15 protein-coding genes are annotated in these 17,674 nt (G+C 66.1%); 8 read left to right on the top strand and 7 right to left on the bottom strand.

Annotated elements, in window-relative coordinates:
- On the top strand, nucleotides 1-768 hold the full coding sequence (locus S58_RS25505) for a thermonuclease family protein (RefSeq protein ID WP_015668272.1): 768 nt from the start codon (nucleotides 1-3) through the stop codon (nucleotides 766-768).
- A 187-nt stretch (nucleotides 769-955) separates the two neighbouring features.
- On the opposite strand, the gene cyoD is transcribed toward S58_RS25505, so the two are convergent.
- The 6 genes from cyoD to S58_RS25535 all read right to left on the bottom strand — a co-directional run bounded on the left by cyoD (nucleotide 956) and on the right by S58_RS25535 (nucleotide 7,668).
- Nucleotides 956-1,351 carry a cytochrome o ubiquinol oxidase subunit IV gene (cyoD, locus tag S58_RS25510; protein ID WP_015668273.1) on the bottom strand — a complete coding sequence of 132 codons (396 nt, stop codon included), beginning with the start codon at nucleotides 1,349-1,351 and terminating at the stop codon, nucleotides 956-958.
- Nucleotides 1,348-1,989 (bottom strand): cytochrome c oxidase subunit 3, encoded by a 642-nt coding sequence (locus S58_RS25515; RefSeq protein WP_015668274.1) that lies wholly within the window; start codon nucleotides 1,987-1,989, stop codon nucleotides 1,348-1,350. Before S58_RS25515 ends, cyoD begins: the two co-directional genes overlap by 4 nt.
- Before the next feature lie 39 nt (nucleotides 1,990-2,028).
- Complete coding sequence (locus tag S58_RS25520) at nucleotides 2,029-2,862, bottom strand: cytochrome ubiquinol oxidase subunit II (protein ID WP_042340930.1); 834 nt, start codon at nucleotides 2,860-2,862, stop codon at nucleotides 2,029-2,031.
- 72 nt (nucleotides 2,863-2,934) lie between these two features.
- Nucleotides 2,935-4,263 carry a PQQ-dependent sugar dehydrogenase gene (locus S58_RS25525; protein ID WP_042340214.1) on the bottom strand — a complete coding sequence of 443 codons (1,329 nt, stop codon included), beginning with the start codon at nucleotides 4,261-4,263 and terminating at the stop codon, nucleotides 2,935-2,937.
- Nucleotides 4,264-4,344: 81 nt separating this feature from the next.
- The gene (locus S58_RS25530) at nucleotides 4,345-6,141 is read right to left on the bottom strand and encodes a chloride channel protein (protein WP_015668277.1); all 1,797 of its coding nucleotides are present in this window, start codon (nucleotides 6,139-6,141) and stop codon (nucleotides 4,345-4,347) included.
- Nucleotides 6,142-6,435: 294 nt separating this feature from the next.
- Nucleotides 6,436-7,668: an acetyl-CoA C-acetyltransferase gene (locus tag S58_RS25535; RefSeq protein WP_015668278.1), complete on the bottom strand. Its 1,233-nt coding sequence runs from the start codon at nucleotides 7,666-7,668 to the stop codon at nucleotides 6,436-6,438.
- A 470-nt stretch (nucleotides 7,669-8,138) separates the two neighbouring features.
- On the opposite strand from S58_RS25535, the gene S58_RS25540 reads away from it, so the two are divergent.
- The 5 genes from S58_RS25540 to S58_RS25560 all read left to right on the top strand — a co-directional run bounded on the left by S58_RS25540 (nucleotide 8,139) and on the right by S58_RS25560 (nucleotide 14,128).
- The gene (locus S58_RS25540; RefSeq protein WP_173424436.1) at nucleotides 8,139-9,587 is read left to right on the top strand and encodes an MmgE/PrpD family protein; all 1,449 of its coding nucleotides are present in this window, start codon (nucleotides 8,139-8,141) and stop codon (nucleotides 9,585-9,587) included.
- Between the two features lie 100 nt (nucleotides 9,588-9,687).
- Nucleotides 9,688-10,659 (top strand): amidohydrolase family protein, encoded by a 972-nt coding sequence (locus S58_RS25545; RefSeq protein ID WP_042340215.1) that lies wholly within the window; start codon nucleotides 9,688-9,690, stop codon nucleotides 10,657-10,659.
- Between the two features lie 49 nt (nucleotides 10,660-10,708).
- Nucleotides 10,709-12,022, top strand: a complete 1,314-nt coding sequence (gene dctA / locus S58_RS25550) for a C4-dicarboxylate transporter DctA (protein ID WP_015668281.1) — start codon at nucleotides 10,709-10,711, stop codon at nucleotides 12,020-12,022.
- Nucleotides 12,023-12,144: 122 nt separating this feature from the next.
- Nucleotides 12,145-12,852, top strand: coding sequence for an ABC transporter substrate-binding protein (locus S58_RS25555; protein WP_244440637.1), 708 nt, complete (start codon nucleotides 12,145-12,147; stop codon nucleotides 12,850-12,852).
- A gap of 358 nt (nucleotides 12,853-13,210) precedes the next feature.
- The gene (locus S58_RS25560; RefSeq protein WP_015668283.1) at nucleotides 13,211-14,128 is read left to right on the top strand and encodes a PepSY domain-containing protein; all 918 of its coding nucleotides are present in this window, start codon (nucleotides 13,211-13,213) and stop codon (nucleotides 14,126-14,128) included.
- 3 nt (nucleotides 14,129-14,131) lie between these two features.
- On the opposite strand, the gene S58_RS25565 is transcribed toward S58_RS25560, so the two are convergent.
- A complete protein-coding gene (locus S58_RS25565) occupies nucleotides 14,132-14,860 on the bottom strand; it encodes a TetR/AcrR family transcriptional regulator (RefSeq protein WP_015668284.1) in 729 nt (242 codons plus the stop codon).
- A gap of 102 nt (nucleotides 14,861-14,962) precedes the next feature.
- Here S58_RS25565 and S58_RS25570 point away from each other — a divergent pair, with 102 nt between their 5' ends.
- Nucleotides 14,963-16,525: an efflux transporter outer membrane subunit gene (locus S58_RS25570; RefSeq protein WP_015668285.1), complete on the top strand. Its 1,563-nt coding sequence runs from the start codon at nucleotides 14,963-14,965 to the stop codon at nucleotides 16,523-16,525.
- Nucleotides 16,525-17,640, top strand: a complete 1,116-nt coding sequence (locus S58_RS25575) for an efflux RND transporter periplasmic adaptor subunit (RefSeq protein WP_015668286.1) — start codon at nucleotides 16,525-16,527, stop codon at nucleotides 17,638-17,640. The genes S58_RS25570 and S58_RS25575 overlap by 1 nt, the downstream gene beginning before the upstream one ends.
- The last annotated feature ends 34 nt before the right edge of the window (nucleotides 17,641-17,674 follow it).

The raw sequence follows: 17,674 nt of genomic DNA on the forward strand, positions 1-17,674 counted from the left end.
ATGCGGATATCGACCACGATACTTTGGACTTTGACGGTCATCGCCATCGTGTCGGGCGCGATCGGCCCGGCGACGGCGGCAAGCGCAATGGTCCGGAGCGGCGACACCATCCAGCTTGGCGACAGCGTCTTCCGGCTCGACGGCATCGATGCGCCGGAGGTCGATCAGCTCTGCATCGATGATCACGCCGATCCCTGGAGCTGCGGCGTCGAGGCGCGCGAACAGCTCGGCAAGCTGATCGGTGGGCGCGCGGTGCGCTGCGACGATCTCGGCCCGGACAAGCCGCTGAAGACCCGCAAGATCGGGATCTGCACCGTCGACGGCGACAAGGTGAGCCTGAACCAGCAAATGGCGCGCGCGGGCTACGCCGTCAGCGCCGACCCCGCCGCCAGATATCGCGCCAAGGACGATGTCGCTGCGGCAAAGGAGGCGCTGAGCGGATTGTGGAAAGGCTGCTTCGTCGCACCGGGCGAGTTCCGCAGCGACAAGAAGGACGGCGCCCTGCTCGGCGCCTCCTGCCGCGCGGACCGCGACCGCGAGATCCGTGCCGTGCTCTTCCCGGACGCGCCGAGCGCGCCTCCAGGCTGCAGCATCAAGGGCAAGTTCGCCGTGCGCGCCCGCGTCACCGGCAACATCGGCATCTATCATCTGCAGGGCTGCCCGAGCTATCCCGCGACGACCGAGCCCGACCGCTGGTTCTGCTCGGAGGACGATGCCCGCGCCGCCGGCTTCCGCCGCGCCTTCAACTGCCGGGCAGCGAAGAAGTGAGATCGGCGCGTCGCGGCGTTGAACGTCGATGCAATCCGCACCCTTCGTGCCGCCCCTGGATTGCTTCGCTTACGCTCGCAATGACGGTAGTTGTGGCGGGCAGCGAACGTCTCAAAACCTCCGTCATCGCGAGCGCAGCGAAGCGATCCAGGGCTCAGCAAAGACTCGACGATCTCAGCAACCATGCTCAATGCTGCACCTGCATCAGCTGATCCATCGGCATCATGTTCTGATTGAGGTTCGCCATGATCCACAGCGAGCCGCCGACCACGAGCAGGACGATCAGCAGCCCAAAGGCCAGTGCGAGCACGTTGTTGGTGTTGTCCGGCCCGGTCGTGATGTGCAGGAAGAACACCAGATGCACGCCCATCTGCGCGATCGCGAGGACGACCAGCGCCACCGGGATCGACGGCTGCCAGACGAGGCTGGTCCCGGCAATGAAGAACGAGGTCGCCGTCAGCACGACCGCAAGCCCCAGCCCGGCGACATAGAACAGGATCCGCGAGCGCAGGCTGCCATGCTGCTGCTCGCCAGGCGCCAGATCGCCGCGATCGTCGGACTCGGCCTGGGCATGTTCGCTCATGTCGCGCTCCCGAGCAGATAGACCACGGAGAACACCGCGACCCAGATGATGTCGAGCGCGTGCCAGAACAGCGCGAAGCACAGGATGCGGCGCTCGATGTCGGCGCGGAATCCCTTTGCCACGACCTGGGCCATCATGGTGAGCAGCCACAAGATGCCGGCCGCGACATGCAGCCCGTGGCAGCCGACGAGGGTGAAGAACGCCGACAGGAAGGCGCTGCGGCTCGGCCCATCGCCGCGGCCGACCAGATCGACGAACTCTCTGACCTCGAGCAGCAGGAAGCCGGCGCCGAGCAGGCCGGTGACGGCCATCGCGACCTGAAACCACAGCGCATTGTGGCGGTCGGCGGCGATGCTGGCCATGCCGCAGGTGAAGCTCGACAGCAGCAGCAAGCCGGTCTCGATCGCGACGTTGCGGATGTCGAACAGTTCGGCGCCGCCCGGACCACCGGCGGTCCCTCCCGACAGCACCGCGAAGCTCGCGAAGAAGCAAGAGAACATCACGATGTCGGAGAGCAGGAATATCCAGAACCCGAAGCCGGTCACAATCCGCTTTGGCGCCGGGCCGGGATGCTCGGCGGCGCGGAGGTGATGCGGGTCGGCATGAGCGGGCGCCTGCGCGACTGATGTCACCGACATCGGCGCGCTCCACTCGGAAAGACGTCGGTGTGAAAGACATCAGTGGGCATGGACCGCTCCACCTTCCGGCCGCGACTTGTTCTCGCTCAGCTGTGGTCCCGGCGCGGGCGGGATCTTCTGGCTGGCGATCTTGCCGAACAGCTCGGGGTCCGCGAGCCGGTAGCTCTTCGGCGTCTTCTCGACCGATTGCGCCGCGAGCTGCTTATAGCTCGCCTCATCCAGCACCTGGTCGCCCTTCGCTGCCGTCGTCACCCAGTTGGCGAAGTCGGGCTGCGATACGACGTGGGTGTCGAACATCATGTCGGGGAAGCCGTCGCCGCTGAACTGCGAGGCGAGGCCCTTAGTCGTCCGGACATGATCGGCGCGCAGGTTCAGCCGCGTCACCATGCCGTTCATGGTGTAGATCATGCCGCCGAGCTGCGGAATGAAGAACGCGGTCATGACGCTGCCCGACGTCAGCTCGAAACGCAGCGGCGCGCCGATCGGAACGGTCAGCGTATTGACGGTGGCGATGCGCTGGTCGGGATAGATGAAAAGCCATTTCCAGTCGAGCGACACTGCCTGGATGCGTATGGGAAGACCGGTGCCGTCGACGGGCTTGCCTGGGTCCAGCTCGTGCGAGCCGATCCAGGCGACGCCCCCGAGCAGGATCACGGTGAGCGCCGGAATCGACCACACCACCAGCTCGACCGCGCCGGAATAGGCAAAGTCCGGCCGGTAGCGCGCCTTGGTATTGGAGCTGCGGAACCAGTAGGCGGCGGCGAGCACGGCGATCGAGGTCGGAACGATGATCGCCAGCATGATGATGACGGAATCGATCAGGATCGTCTGCTGGGCGGCGGCGATCGGCCCTTGCGGATCGAAGATGTTCATGCGCTCATCCGGCATTCAACCCCGCTCCCAACCCATGTCGGCTGCGGAGGTTCCTGCACCGGAGGCGACCGCTCAGCGGCTGACGCGCCAGATCGTGCCGTTGCCGTCCTCGGAGATGAGAAGGCTGCCGTCACGCGCCACGGTGACGCCGACCGGCCGACCCCAGACCTCGCGGTCGTTGACGACGAAGCCGGTGACGAAGTCCTCGTACTCGCCGGTCGGCATGCCGTCCTTCAGCCTGACCCGGATCACCTTGTAGCCCGTGCGCTTGGAGCGGTTCCACGAGCCGTGCTCCGCCGCGAAGCCATCGCCGCGATACTCCGGCGGGAACAGGTTTCCGTCGTAGAAGGTCAGGCCGAGCGAGGCGGAATGCGGCTGCAGCAGCACGTCGGGTACGGTGATCTTGCCCTTCAGGTCAAGGCGCTCATTGGCATGGCGCGGGTCCTGGTTGTCGCCCATGTAGTACCAGGGCCAGCCATAGAAGCCGCCCTCCTTCACCCGCGTGACGTAGTCCGGCACCAGATCGTCGCCGAGCCCGTCGCGCTCGTTGGTCGAGCACCAGGGCACACCGGTTGCGGGCTGGATGGCGAGGCCGACGCAGTTGCGGATGCCGGTGGCGAACAGGCTGCGGTTCTGGCCGTCGGGATCGAACGCGAGCACGCCGGCACGGTCGGTCTCCCCGCCCCAGGCCGCGCCCAGCGGATGGGCCTTGATCCAGGCCGCGAGCCCGCCGGCCGGCTCGCCCAAGGCTTCGCCGACATTGCCGGCGGAGCCGACCGAGACCAGCATGCGCCTGTCGTCCTTGGTGAACACGACGTCGCGGGTCGAATGGCCATATCCCGCCGGCAAATCGGCGATCGTCTGGGCCGCGCCCGACGCCTTCATGTCGCCTGTACGATACGGAAAGCGCATCACGCGCTCGGTGCTTGCGACATAGACCCATTGCGGATCGGCGCTCGGATAGAACGCGATGCCGAAGGGATGACCGAGCCGGTCGGCGAAGACCTCGCTCACGGCGACCTTGCCGCCGTCCTCGCTCGGGCGCAGCACGCGGATGCGGCCGGCCCGGGTCTCGGCGACGAAGATGTCGCCGTTCGGCGCGGTGCGGAGGATGCGCGGCCCGCTCAGCCCTTCCGCGAACAGCGCGATCTTGAAGCCGTCGGCGACCTTGGGCACGGCCGACGCCGGTCGTTGCACCACACGCGAGACATTGGCGGCCGATGCCGTCGCGCCCGGCCTCGGCAGATCCTCGGGACGGATCAGCCTGATCGTGCCGGGCGTATCGCCCTGCCAGTTGCCGAATGCGTCCTTGCCCCTGAGAACTGCAGGCTCGGCGACAGCCGCAGCCGGCGCCAGCGCGCTCAAAGTGGCCAGGGCAGCCGTTCTCATCCATCTCGTCATGCAGTCCTCGCGCGTCTCGACCGGCCGGCAGCCTATCCCGGTCCAGGCCCGGAGATCACGTGTCGCGGCGATGTGACGCGATCACGACAGCGCGCCGAGCACGCCGCGCGTCGCCTGGTCGATCTCCTCGACATAGCGCCGGCGCGCGAACGACTCGGTCAGGAAGCCGATCACCTTGCGGCTGTTCTCCGATTCCAGCACCGCCAGCTCTTCCGCGCCGGAATCGTCGAAGATCTTCATCGCCGTCTTGACGTTCATTTCGGGCAACAGCGCGACCTCGAAATATTTCGCGAGCTCGACCACCTGGATCTCGTCGGCGATGGAATCCAACTCGCCGGAGAACAGGTCCGGCAGCGACACCAGCCCGCAATAATCGTCGCTGTTGTTGACCACCACGACCGCCTGCCGCGTGCCCAGCGCGAATTCGCGCCGGCAGGCCGCGATCGTGGTCGTGGTCGGCACCTTCGCGACGTCGGAGCGCATCAGCCGCTCGACCGTGAGGTTGCGCAGCCAGCCCACGTCGTTGGCGCTGCGGATGGTCTCGCCGCGCAAATGCAGGCGCCAGGTCGAAAACGAGTGCCCGAACAACACGCGCACGCACACCGAGGTCACGATGCAGGCGCCCAACACCACCGCCGTGACGTCGACGCTGCGGGTCATCTCCAGCACCAGGAACGACATCGTCAGCGGCCCGCCGACGATGGCGACGCCGAGCGTCGCCATGCCCGTAAGCATCGCGACCAGCGGGTCGAGTGCGAGCCCGAGCCCGGCCAGCGCGAGCACACCAGCGAACAGCTTGCCGAGCAGGCTGCCAATGAACAGCGAGGCGAAGAACAGACCGCCGCGGAATCCGGAGGCCAGCGAGATCAAGCAGGCGGCGAGCTTGAGCACGATGATGGTGGCGATCATGCCGACCGCCATCTCGCGATGCAGGTCGAGCAGCATCGCGCCGTGCCCTGCCGCCAGCACCTGCGGCGTCACGATCGCCATCGCGCCGACGCAGACGCCGCCGATCGCCGGGCGCAGCCAGACCGGAATGCGGACGAACAGCCGCTCGACCGCCGGCGAGGCCCGCATCACCACGATGCCGATGCCGGCGACGAGCAGCGCCAGCACGAACAGCGCGATGTACTGCTCGAACCCGACCGCGCCGACCTTCTGGACCTCCAGCGAATACGGCGCGCCGGCGAGATATTGCGACGTCAGCGCGCCCGCCAGCGACGCCGCCAGGATCGGCGCGGCGCTGCCGACGGAGTAGACGCCGACGATCAGCTCGCACGCGTAGAACGCACCGGTGATCGGCGCGCCGAATGCGGCGGCGATGGCTGCAGCGGCGCCGCAGCCGAGGATCAAGCGCATGTCGTTGCGGCGAAGGGTGAGATACTGCCCGAGCAGCGAGGCGATGCCGGCGCCGATCTGGGTGTAGCCGGCTTCGAGACCGACCGAGGCGCCGGAGCCGTTGGAGACCAGGGTCTGGCCGCTCACCACGACGCTGTCGCGCATCGACAGCCGCCCACCGCGCAGCGCATTCGCTTCGACCGGATCGACAGCGGGCGCGATCTTCCAGCGCCGCCGCAGCCACTCCATGACGCCGAGCACGAGGCCGCCGATGGCCGGCGCGATCAGTGCAATGACGGGGTCTATCCACGCATTGGCGCTGAGCCGAACGTCGATCGGAATACCGTAGATGAACACGTGCGCGAACTGCGCGATCAGGCTCATCACCGTCACGGTCGCGCCGGTGGCAACGCCGATCACAAGCGCCAGCGGTATCAGGTAGAACTCGTTGCTGCGCAGCAGCGCCCGCAGCCGCGTGACCACCCGGTTCGAAGCCTTGCGATCGATGATATGCGACAGCCTGGAGAGCACGAGAGCCATTTCTTCTACGATGAGGCCTCTCCGTGGCAATAACCCGTCGCAACTAGCGGAACAAGCGCGAATTCCAGTCCAAGCGAAACGTGGTTGACCGGTCCGGAAACTGGAACCGGCGCAGGGCCGGCGCGAGACGAAGTCTCAACGGCGCAATGCGGGGAAAGTCGCAAATCATGCGGCGCGAGCGTAGCCCCGACGATGAGCAACGGCGTATCCGCGCCGGCAGCGGCAAAGACAATCGCACTCGCCGCGGTGGGCCGCAGCGGGTGCCGACAACTCGAATCAAGAGATAGAGAGCGCTCAGACCCGCTCGATGATGATCGCGGGCGCCATGCCGCCCGCCGCGCACATCGTCACCAGGCCGCGCTTGAGATCGCGCCGCTCCAATTCGTCGAGCAAGGTGCCGATCAGGATGGAGCCGGTGGCGCCGATCGGATGTCCCAGCGCGATCGAGCCGCCATTGACGTTGACCTTGGCGCGATCGAGCTTGAGGTCGCGGATGTACTTTTCGGCGACGACGGCAAAGGCCTCGTTGATCTCGAACAGGTCGATGTCGTCGATGGTCAGCCCGGCCTTGGCCAGCACCTTGCGCGTCGCCGGCACCGGAGCGTTCAGCATCAAGGTGGGGTCGTCGCCCATGTTCGCCATCGCCACCACCCGCGCCCGCGGCTTCAGGCCATGAGCCTTGGCGTAGGTCGGCGATGCCAAGAGAATCGCGGCCGCGCCATCCACCACGCCCGAGGAATTGCCGGCGTGATGCATGAACGCGATCTCGAGGCCGGGATAGCGCTGCAGGATCAGGCCGCGATAGGTCGTGCCCTTGTCGTCGAGCGCGTAGTCGGCGACGGCCGGAAAGGCCGGCTTCAGCCCGGCGAGCGCCTCGGCCGTGGTCTGCGGCCGCGGATATTCTTCGTGGTCGAGCGCGAGGCTGCCGTCGTCGCGATGGACCGGCACCAGGCTCTTCTTGAAGTGCCCAGCCGCAATCGCGGCCGCCGCACGCTTCTGGCTCTCCAGCCCGAGCGCGTCGACATCGGCGCGGGTGATGCCTTCCATGGTGGCGATGGCATCGGCGCAGACGCCCTGGTGCGACTGCGGATGCAGCGCGCGCAGATGCAGATTGCCCGCATCCATCATCAGCGGTCCTTCGCCGCGCCGGCCCTCCATCGACATCATCTCGCAGCCGCCGGCGACGACCAGGTCCTCCTGCCCGGCCATGATCGAGCTTGCTGCAATGTTGACGCTGGTGATGCCGGAGCCGCAGAAGCGGTCGAGCGTGACGCCGGAGGCGCGAATGTCGTAGCCGGCGTCGAGCGCCGACATGCGGCCGAGGTCGCCGCTCTGCGGGCCGCGCTGCGACGAGCAGCCCCAGATGATGTCGTCGACATCGCCGGTATTGATGCCGGTCCGATCCGCCAACGCGCGCAGCACGGTGGCGCCGAGGTGCTGCGGATGCAGCCCGGCGAGCGCGCCCTTGCCCGCCTTGCCGATGCCGCGCGGGGTCCTGCAGGCGTCGATGATCAGCGCGTCCACCATGGTGTTTCCTTTGCCCGATGTTGTTTGTGAGGTCGGCAGTCAGGCAGCGACACAGCACCCGCAGGACTACCCTTGCTGTCGCATAACATTCCGGCGGCTCCGTCCACAACGCGGGTTCAAGCTGTCAGCCTATGACGGGAATGCACGACATAGCGTTGAAGCCATTCACCTTTCCGCCACGCGAACAATTCACTTCAGCTCCCGTGATCGACGGCCCTCCTGACACGCTGGTTGAACCAGGCCCCGATCTCGCGCCGGCCCGCTGCAACGCACGTCGAACCACCGCATTCGCGACATTGCCGAACGCACCCGAGAGCATTGTCCAACCAAGAGAACTGACCGTTCACCTAAGGCTCCTTGTAAAGCCCGGGAGACTGCAGGATCGTGGCATGCCAGGAGCGGATCGGACCAGGATCGTTCCGCCGGCCAATTGCAACGGACGCCACGAGGCGCCGCATCGGGAGAACGCCATGATCGCGATGTCACGCCGCCGACTTATGGCAGGTGCTGCCGGCCTGTCGCTCGCAGCTCTTTCCGGCACGTCTGCAGCCGCTGCGGAGGCTGTCAGTTCCGACAGCAAGGACGTCACGAAGACGCTGGCCCGCTACCTCGTCAACGCGCGTTACGAGGACCTGCCGGAGAACGTCCGCAAGGAAGGGGTGCGGACGCTGCTGAACTATGTCGGGGTCGCCATCGGCGGCTCGCATCACGAGACGGTCGACATTGCCGTGTCGGCATTATCGCCGTTCTCCGGTCCACCGCAGGCCGGGCTGTTCGGCCGTAGCGAGCGGTTCGACATCATGACCGCCGCCTTCGTCAACGGCGTCTCCAGCCACATCTTCGATTATGACGATACCCACCTGAAGACGATCATTCATCCGGGCGGCCCGGTGATCTCCGCCATCCTGGCGCTCGCGGAGATGAAGCCGGTCAACGGCCGCGATTTCCTGAACGCGCTCGTGCTCGGGGTCGAGACCGAATGCCGGATCGGCAACGCCGTCTACCCCAACCACTACGACGTCGGCTGGCACATCACCGGAACCGCCGGCGTGTTCGGCGCGGCCGCCGCCGCGGGCCGGCTGATGGGCCTGACCGAACAGCAGATGGTGTGGGCGCTCGGTCTTGCGGCCTCTCAGCCCGTGGGTCTGCGCGAATCCTTCGGCTCCATGAACAAGAGCTTCAATCCCGGCCGCGCCGCCGCCGACGGCCTGTTCGCAGCGATCCTCGCCTCCAAGAACTTCACCAGCTCCGATGGCATGATCGAGGCCAAGCGCGGCTGGGCCAATACGATCAGCACCAAGCAGGATTATCGCGAGATCACCGGCGAGCTCGGCCAGCGCTACGAGGCTGCTCTCAACACCTACAAGCCGTTCGCCTGCGGGATCGTACTGCACCCGGCGATCGATGCCGCGATCCAGCTGCGCGACGAGAACAAGCTCACCGCAGCGCAGGTGAAGTCGATCGACATGAAGGTCAATCCGCTGGTGCTCGAACTGACCGGCAAGAAGACGCCGAAGGAAGGGCTGGAGGGCAAGTTCAGCGTCTATCACGCGGTCGCGGTGGCCCTGATCGAAGGCGCCGGCGGCGAGAAGCAGTTCTCCGACCGCGCGGTGCGCGATCCCGCCATCATCGCGCTGCGCGGCAAGGTCAATCCGGTGATCGATCCGGCGATCAAGCCCGAGCAGGTCGAGATGTCGATCGCGCTCGCCGACGGCCGGGTGCTGACCAAGCGCATCGAGCACGCCATCGGCAGCCTGGAGCGGCCGATGAGCAATGCCGATCTCGAGCGCAAGTTCAGGGATCTTGCCGATGGCATCATCCCTGCTCAGCAGATCGCGACCGTGATGGAGCGTTGCTGGAACGTGGAAACGCTGGCGAGCGCCGCCGACATCGTCGCGGCCGGCCGCAAGGCCGCCTGATCGCGACGCCCGCGGCAAACCGATCACGACCATGACACGCGCGGAGGCCGGGCGGACGTCCCTGCTGGTCACCGCGGCCAATCAATGGAGAACACCTGTGATGTTGCGACGAGATCTGCTGGCCACCATGGCCGGCTTGGGAACCGCCACCGTGCTCGGCGCAGCACCCGCGCGAGTCGATGCTGAGGAGGCCAAGATCCCCAGCATTGCCGGCCCGGATCCGGCCACGAAGACTCCGGGCTTCAATGCGCCGCCGGGCAGCGTCGACACCCACACCCACATCTTCGGGCCGGCATCGACCTATCCGTTCTCGCCCACCCGCCCCTACACGCCGCCCGATGCGCCGCTCGAGATGTTCCGGGCGCTGCATGCCAAGATCGGCGTCGAGCGAGCGGTCATCGTCAACGCCACCGTCCACGGCACCGACAACCGCGTCGTCACCGATGCGATCGCGCAGAGCAACGGCAACTACAAGGGCGTCGCCAACATCAATGCGGCGATGTCGGATGATGATCTCGCAGCGCTCGGCAAGGCCGGCATCTGCGCCTGCCGGTTTGCGTTCCTGCGCCGCCTCGGCGGGGTCGGCGACATGAAGGTGTTCCGCACGCTGGTCGACCGTGTCGCGGCGATCGGCTGGCATGTCGACATCTACCTCGAGGCCGGCACGATCCAGGAGTTCGTGCCGATCCTGAAGGCGCTGCCGGTCACCTATGTGATCGATCACATGGGCACGATCAGCGCCGCGAAGGGCATTGAGGACGCCGAGTTCAAGGCTCTGCTCGACCTGCAGGCCGGCGACGAAAAGTGCTGGGTCAAGATCACCGGTCCGGAGCGCGCTTCCGCAGCCGGTGCGCCCTTCCACGACGCCGTGCCGTTCGCCCGGAAGCTGATCGACAACGCACCGGATCGCGTCATCTGGGGCACCGACTGGCCGCACCCGAACGTCAAGATCATGCCCAATGACGGTGATCTGGTGGATCTGATCCCGCTTTTCGCGCCCGATCCTGCCGTTCAGCACAAGCTGCTTGTCAGAAATCCCGAACGGCTGTTCAAGTTCGAGGCCAAGAGCTGAGCCGACCGTCAGCACCTCCGCCTCCAGGCCATCACCGACAGGACCGATCATGACTGCCACGACCCTCGCCGCCGACAGCAAAGCAGGCGCCCGCCGCGCGTGGTGGAAGGAGCTATGGGTCCAGGTCATGATCGCGATGGCCGCGGGCATCCTGCTCGGCGCCGTGAAGCCGGATCTCGGCGCCCAGATGCAGCCGCTCGGCGACGCGTTCATCAAGGCGATCCGGATGCTGATCGCGCCGATCATCTTCTGCACGGTCGTCAACGGCATCGCCCACATGGCCGACATGGCCAAGGTCGGCCGCGTCGCGATCAAGGCGCTGGTCTATTTCGAGGTGATCACGACCTTGGCGCTGATCATCGGCCTCACCGCCGTGAATCTGTTCCAGCCCGGCGTCGGCATGAACGTCGATCCGGCGACCATCAACTCCGCGACCATCGAGCCCTACGTCAAGCAGACCGCGGCGGTCGGCTTCGTGCCATTCCTGCTCAACATCATCCCGCAGACCTTCGTCGGCGCCTTTGCCGAGGGCAACATCCTGCAGGTGCTGTTCATCTCGGTGATGTGCGGGTTCTCGCTGATCTGGCTCGGCGACCGCGCCAAGCCAGTGACCGACGTGATCGAGGTCGCCGGGCAGATGATCTTCGGCGTGGTCAGGATCGTGATGTGGGCCGCCCCGCTCGGCGCCTTCGGCGCCATTGCCTTCACCGTCGGCAAGTTCGGCATCGGCTCGCTGGCGAAGCTCGGCCTGCTGCTCGGCAGCTTCTATTTGACCTGCGTCATCTTCATCGCGGTGGTGCTCGGGCCGATCGCCGCCTTCGCCGGCTTCAGCCTGTGGAAGCTGATCCGCTACATCCGCGACGAGGTGCTGGTCTGCATCGCGACCACGTCGTCGGAAACGGTGCTGCCGCGCATGCTGGTCAAGCTGGAGGCCGCCGGCTGCGAGCGCAGCATCGTCGGGCTCGTCATCCCCACCGGCTATTCGTTCAATCTCGACGGCACCTGCCTCTATCTGGCGACCGCAGCCGTGTTCCTGGCGCAGGCGACCAACACCCAGCTCGACATCAGCCACCAGATCGGGCTGCTGCTGATCCTGCTGGTGACATCGAAGGGCGCAGCCGGCATCGCCGGCGCCGCCTTCGTCGTGCTGGCCGCAACGCTCGCCGCGACCGGGACGATTCCGGTCGCCAGCGTCGCGCTGGTGCTCGGCATCCACAGGCTGATGTCACAGGGGCTGACGCCGACCAACCTGATCGGCAATGCGGTCGCGACCATCGTGATCGCAAGGTGGGAGAACGCGTTGGACACCACGCGTCTGAAGCAGGTGCTGGATGGCGGAGCCGGAAGCGAGCTGACTGAATAGGCCAGGACTTAGCGAGGCGACCGATGGACTGCGCAGCGACCATCCTCAGGCGGGCCGTCATTGTTGCTTTCGTCGCGTGTACGGCGCTCGCTCCGGTTCGAAGCGATTGCGCCGACGTCGACATGGCGCGCATTCTCGCGCCGACCGGGCACCTGCGCGCGGGCCTCTATCCGGGCACGCCGACATCGGTCCTGCCGGATGGGACCGACAATCCCCGCGGCGTCGGCTACACGATCGGCAAGGAGATGGCGCGCCAGCTCCATGTCGACTACGCGCCGGTCGTGTTCCCCAGGAATGCGGAGGTGCTCGAGGCCGTCAAAAGCGGCGCGGTCGACGTGGCCTTCACCAACGCATCGCCGGCGCGCGCGAAGAACATGGATTTCGGTCCCGTGTATCTGGAGATCGAACTCGGCTACCTGGTGCCCGACGGCTCGCCGCTCTCTGACATCGGCGACGTCGATGCCACCGGCCGCAAGGTCGGCGTCACCGCCGGCAGCACGTCGGACGCGACGCTAGGGCGCGAGCTGAAGAACGCGACGCTGGTCCGGGCGCCGACGTTGAAGGACGCCACGAACATGCTGGCGAGCCATCAGATCGACGCCTTCGCGACCAACAAGGCAACCTTGTTCGAGATGACCGAGCAGGTCCCCGGCTCGCGCGTGCTCGACGGGCGCTGGGGCGAAGAGCGCCACGCCATTGCCATTCCCAAGGGCCGCGAGGCCGGACTTGATTTCCTGCGCAGCTTCACGGCCCACATTCGCTCGTCTGGGCTGGTGAGCGCCGCCGCGGACCGCGCCGGATTGAAGGGCGTTGTAGCGCCCGGCAAATAGCCCTGCCGATACCGGCGCTTGGCATCACCGACGAGAGGGCATCGCCAAATCGGCCCCGCGACTGGATCTCTCTACGACAGATCGCAGATGAACTCCCGTTGCGAACAGACATCATTCACGCAGACACAGATCTACATTTGCCGCATTGATGCCGATCAAACGACGCATGACCTAAAATTAATAGTTATCTCCTTTCGTACCGCCGCTGCGCTCAGCTAATGAGAGCGCAGCGGATGACAGGCTGGTATCGCGGCATCGTCCAGCGAGAAACGATCAGAAACGGTCACGGAGCGAACGCCTGCGGACAAACGGTCCCGTCGCATCACGCCGTGTGCCGGACGATCATTCGGAGACGATCATGAACAAACAGCTGCTGCTCAAACTCCACCGCTGGATCAGCCTGACCTTCGCCCTGCCGTTGCTCGTGATCATCGTCACCGGACTGATCCTCTCGTTCGAGCCAATGGCGCAGGTTGCTGCCGTCAAGCCCGGCAGCGTCGATCCGGCGCGCGTGGTCGCGCTGATCAAGCAATACGATCCGGACGGCAAGGCGCGCGGCATCGCGATCAATCCGACGGCTCAGCATCTGACGCTGCAGGGTCGGCCCGGCACCGAGCTCGACATGGCCACCGGCGCAGCGGCAGACAAGCCCGTCACGGGAAGCGTGTTTCAGTGGGCGCGCACGACCCATGAGCACCTGATCGGGATAGAGGGCCTCACGACGATCTCCACCATCGGCATGATCGTCATCATGATCATCGGCATCCTGATGGGGCTGCCGCGGCTGCGCAACACACTGTCGGGCTGGCACAAAGGCGCGGCATGGTTCACGCTGCCGCTGATCCTGTTGAGCCCGCTGACCGGGCTCCTGCTCGATCCCAGCAACAGCTTTTTCAGCACGCCGCCGGCCGCGACCAGGAGCATCACCCTGCCGGAGGCGGTGAGCCTCGTCGCGAAGGATCATGATCTCGCCACCGTCAACATGATCGGCACGCGCGGCGGACGGATGATGGCGCGGATTATCGAGGGTGACGAACTGCGCGCCTATGCGGTAACCGCCGACGGTCTCTCTGCGCTGCCGCGCAACTGGGTGCGGCTGCTGCACGAAGGCAACTGGTCGCTGATCGGCAGCACGGCCAACGTGGCGATCTCCGTGGTGCTGCTGACGCTGCTGATCACCGGCGTGCTGATCTGGACGCAGCGCCGGCTGCGCCGCCCGAAGCGGACGAGGGACCCACAGGCCAAGCCGGCCATCGCGTCATCCGTGATCTCCTGACGATCACGGGCGCTTGGCAGCCGACGCACGCGGACGCCTCGAAGCGGACGTCGAGATGGCCCTCGCCGGCCGCCTTGACCTCGCTTCGGTCCGTCCATAGGCCGCGATGAACACCTTGATCCCGCCTTCGATCTGAGCGCGGGACACGGCCGGGCTCGGCGCCTTCATGGACAGCGCCCAGGTCAGCGGCAGCCGGCCCTGGATCAAGGTCAGGAATTGCGTAGCGGCGAGCCTGGCATCGGGGACATCGAGCAGACCTTGCACCTCGGCCGCACGCAGAAACGCGGCGACCTCCGCGTCGCAGCGGTCCGGCCCCGCCGTCATGAACGCCTCCGCAATCGCCGGATAGCGCGAGGCGCAGGACATCACGAGCCGGTGCATTGCCAGCCCTCGGCCGTCCAGAAACATCGCCAGGAAGCGGCGCGCGATCTCACGCAGGTCCCGCTCCAGGTCGATGGGCCGCTCATCCCGGATCCACAACGTCTCGCCCATGCTTCGGCAATCCGCCTCGACCAAAGCGAGCAGCAACGCATCCTTGTCGGCGAAATGACCATAGAGCGTCGCCTTCGACACGCCGGCATGGCGCGCGATCGCGTCCACGCTCGTGGTGTCGAAGCCCCCCGCCATGAACAGAGTCCGCGCGCTCGCCAGGATCTGCGCGTGCTTACGCTCTGTGCGCCCGGGGCCTGCAACCGAAGTTGACGGCGCTGCATGCGAAGAAGATGTGACCATGCTCCTCCCTATCATCAACGTGACTTGACTCAAGCCTGCCACAAACAGCATCTTCCCTCAAGAAGAACGAAACGGTTTAGTTTTATGAAGGATGATGTCCAAATGTTTCTGTCCTCACGGGGGCGGGTCCTGCAACGCCGCGCGGCGGCTGCACCGCTCGGCCTCATCGGGGGCAGCATGCTGCTCGCATCCTGCGCCATGGGACCGGACTTCATGTCACCCGATGCGCCGGCCGTGACCGGCTATGTGACCGGAAATCGGCTCGGCCCGACTGCCGACGCATCGACGCCAGGCGGCGCGGTCCAGAGCTTCGCATCAGGACACGACCTGCCGGGCACCTGGTGGGCACTGTTTCATTCGCGGCAGATCAACGCCTTCGTCGAAGAGGCGATTCGCAACCATCCCGACATCGAGGCCGCGCAATTTGCGCTGCGCGCCGCGCGCGAGAATGCACTGTCGCAACAGGGTTCGCTGTTTCCGCAGGTGAGCGCCAACGGATCGGCCGAGCGCACGCAGGCCTCGACCACCCAGAACGGGCAATGGCCCGGCCAGACCTCGCTCTACACGCTCTACGGCAGCTCGGTCAGCGTCAGCTATGCGCTCGATTTGTGGGGCGGCACGCGGCGCCAGGTCGAGGCGCTGCAGGCGCAGGCCGACTACCAGGCGTTCAAGATGGAAGCGACCTATCTGGCGCTGACCGCCAATGTGGTGACCGCTGCGATCACCGACGCCTCGCTGCGCGACCAGATCGCGGCGACCGAAGAGATCATCAAGGCCGAAACCGATCAGCTCGGCCGCATCCAGCGCCAGTTCGACGTCGGCGCCATCTCCAAATCCGACGTGCTGTCCCAGGAGGCGACGCTGGCGCAGGCCAAGGCGACCTTGGCCCCGCTGCAGAAGCAACTGGCGCAGCAGCGCAATCAGCTGATGGCCTATCTCGGCCGGCTGCCGAGCCAGGATCGCGGCGAGCACGTGACGCTCGCGGAGCTGAAGCTGCCGCGCAAGCTGCCGGTGTCGCTGCCCTCCTCGCTCGTGCGTCAGCGTCCCGACATCCGCCAGGCCGAGGCGACCTTGCATCAGGCCACCGCGACGGTCGGCGTCGGCATCGCCAACCTGCTGCCGCAGGTGACCTTGTCCGGCAGCTACGGCGCGAGCGGACCGGAACGATTGTTCTCGCCGACGACGCTGGTGTGGGATGCGGCCTCGAGCGTCAGCCAGAAGCTGATCGACGGCGGCGCGCTCTATCACACCAAGGAGGCCAATGTCGCGAGCTTCGAGCAGGACCTGTCGCTCTACAAGAGCGCGGTCATCACCGCGTTCCAGAACGTCTCCGACTCGCTGCGCGCCATCCAGTATGACGCCGAGGCGTTGAAAGCCCAGGCTGCCGCCGAGAAGGCCACCGCCGACAGCCTGACCATGGCGATCGAGCAGTTCAAGAGCGGCGCCGTGCCCTACGCCAACGTCATCACCGCGCAGCAATCCTACCTCAACGCGCGCGTCTCGCGCATCAAGTCGCAGGCCACGCGCTTCACCGACACCGCGGCGCTGTTCCAGGCGCTCGGCGGCGGCTGGTGGAATCGCCAGGATGAGACCCCGGCGGCGCTGCCCCGCGCCAATCCCGGCTATTTCGCCGGCCCCAATCATACGATCCAGGAAGCAATGTAATGACCAAGCGCATGACGATCATGCTGGCCGTCATGGCCGTTCTGTTCGGCGGCCTCTACGGCTTCCAGACCTTCAAGGGCATCATGATTGCCAAGGCGATCGGCGCCATGGCCAATCCGCCGCAGACGGTTTCGACCGTGGTTGCGGAGACGGCGCCGTGGCGCTCCAACCTCACGGCGGTCGGCTCACTGCGCGCCGTCAATGGCGCCGACCTGGCGCTGCAGGCCGCAGGCATCGTGCAGAGCATCCAGTTCAATTCGGGCGACAGCGTCGAATCCGGCCAGCAATTGCTGCAACTGGTTGCCACCGACGACGTCGCCAAGCTGCAATCGCTGCAGGCCACCGCAGAGAACGCCGCCATCGTCGTCAAGCGCGACGAGGAACAGATCAAGTTCAACGCCGTGAGCCAGGCCACGCTGGACAGCGACCGCGCCAACCTCAAGAACGCGCAGGCGCTGGTGGCGCAGCAGAAGGCGATCGTCGAGCAGAAGACCTTGAAGGCGCCGTTCGCCGGCCGGCTCGGCATCCGCGCCGTCGATCTCGGGCAGTTCCTCAGCGCCGGCACGACCATCGTGACACTGCAGAGTCTCGACCCGATCTTCGTCGACTTCTATCTGCCACAGCAATCGCTCGCCGACATCCGCATCGGCCAGGACGTCGGCGTTTCAGTCGATTCATTTCCCGGAGAGCGCTTCAAAGGCGAGATCTCGGCGATCAACGCCAAGGTCGATTCCACCAGCCGCAACGTCCAGGTCCGCGCCACCCTGCACAACAACGCCGCCCGGCTGCTGCCGGGCATGTTCGCCAAGGTCGAGATCGCGACCGGCAAGCCTGAGCAATTGGTCAACGTGCCGCTGACGGCCATGGTCAGCAATCCCTATGGCGACCTCGTCTACATCGTCGATGATCTCAAGGACGGACTTGGCAAGGCGAGGCAGATGTTCGTGAAGAGCAAGCCGGCCAAGGGCGACCGTGTCGCGATCACCGACGGCGTCAAGCCGGGCGAGACGGTCGTGATCGCAGGCCAGCTGAAGCTGCGCAATGGCAGCCCGCTCAAGATCGACAATTCGCACGTCCCGGTCGCCGAAGCCGCACCCGACGTCGTCGACCAGTAATCGCGTCAGCCTCCGACCGACAGAGCCATCCCCC

Origin of the sequence: Bradyrhizobium oligotrophicum S58, from assembly GCF_000344805.1 — a bacterium.
Lineage (GTDB): Bacteria > Pseudomonadota > Alphaproteobacteria > Rhizobiales > Xanthobacteraceae > Bradyrhizobium > Bradyrhizobium oligotrophicum.

Excerpts from the sequence above, each read along its gene's own strand:
- S58_RS25505 (WP_015668272.1), top strand. The coding sequence starts at position 1 with ATGCGGATATCGACCACGATACTTTGGACTTTGACGGTCATCGCCATC.
- cyoD (WP_015668273.1), bottom strand. The coding sequence starts at position 1,351 with ATGAGCGAACATGCCCAGGCCGAGTCCGACGATCGCGGCGATCTGGCG.
- S58_RS25515 (WP_015668274.1), bottom strand. The coding sequence starts at position 1,989 with ATGTCGGTGACATCAGTCGCGCAGGCGCCCGCTCATGCCGACCCGCAT.
- S58_RS25520 (WP_042340930.1), bottom strand. The coding sequence starts at position 2,862 with ATGAACATCTTCGATCCGCAAGGGCCGATCGCCGCCGCCCAGCAGACG.
- S58_RS25525 (WP_042340214.1), bottom strand. The coding sequence starts at position 4,263 with ATGACGAGATGGATGAGAACGGCTGCCCTGGCCACTTTGAGCGCGCTG.
- S58_RS25530 (WP_015668277.1), bottom strand. The coding sequence starts at position 6,141 with ATGGCTCTCGTGCTCTCCAGGCTGTCGCATATCATCGATCGCAAGGCT.
- S58_RS25535 (WP_015668278.1), bottom strand. The coding sequence starts at position 7,668 with ATGGTGGACGCGCTGATCATCGACGCCTGCAGGACCCCGCGCGGCATC.
- S58_RS25540 (WP_173424436.1), top strand. The coding sequence starts at position 8,139 with ATGATCGCGATGTCACGCCGCCGACTTATGGCAGGTGCTGCCGGCCTG.
- S58_RS25545 (WP_042340215.1), top strand. The coding sequence starts at position 9,688 with ATGTTGCGACGAGATCTGCTGGCCACCATGGCCGGCTTGGGAACCGCC.
- dctA (WP_015668281.1), top strand. The coding sequence starts at position 10,709 with ATGACTGCCACGACCCTCGCCGCCGACAGCAAAGCAGGCGCCCGCCGC.
- S58_RS25555 (WP_244440637.1), top strand. The coding sequence starts at position 12,145 with ATGGCGCGCATTCTCGCGCCGACCGGGCACCTGCGCGCGGGCCTCTAT.
- S58_RS25560 (WP_015668283.1), top strand. The coding sequence starts at position 13,211 with ATGAACAAACAGCTGCTGCTCAAACTCCACCGCTGGATCAGCCTGACC.
- S58_RS25565 (WP_015668284.1), bottom strand. The coding sequence starts at position 14,860 with ATGGTCACATCTTCTTCGCATGCAGCGCCGTCAACTTCGGTTGCAGGC.
- S58_RS25570 (WP_015668285.1), top strand. The coding sequence starts at position 14,963 with ATGTTTCTGTCCTCACGGGGGCGGGTCCTGCAACGCCGCGCGGCGGCT.
- S58_RS25575 (WP_015668286.1), top strand. The coding sequence starts at position 16,525 with ATGACCAAGCGCATGACGATCATGCTGGCCGTCATGGCCGTTCTGTTC.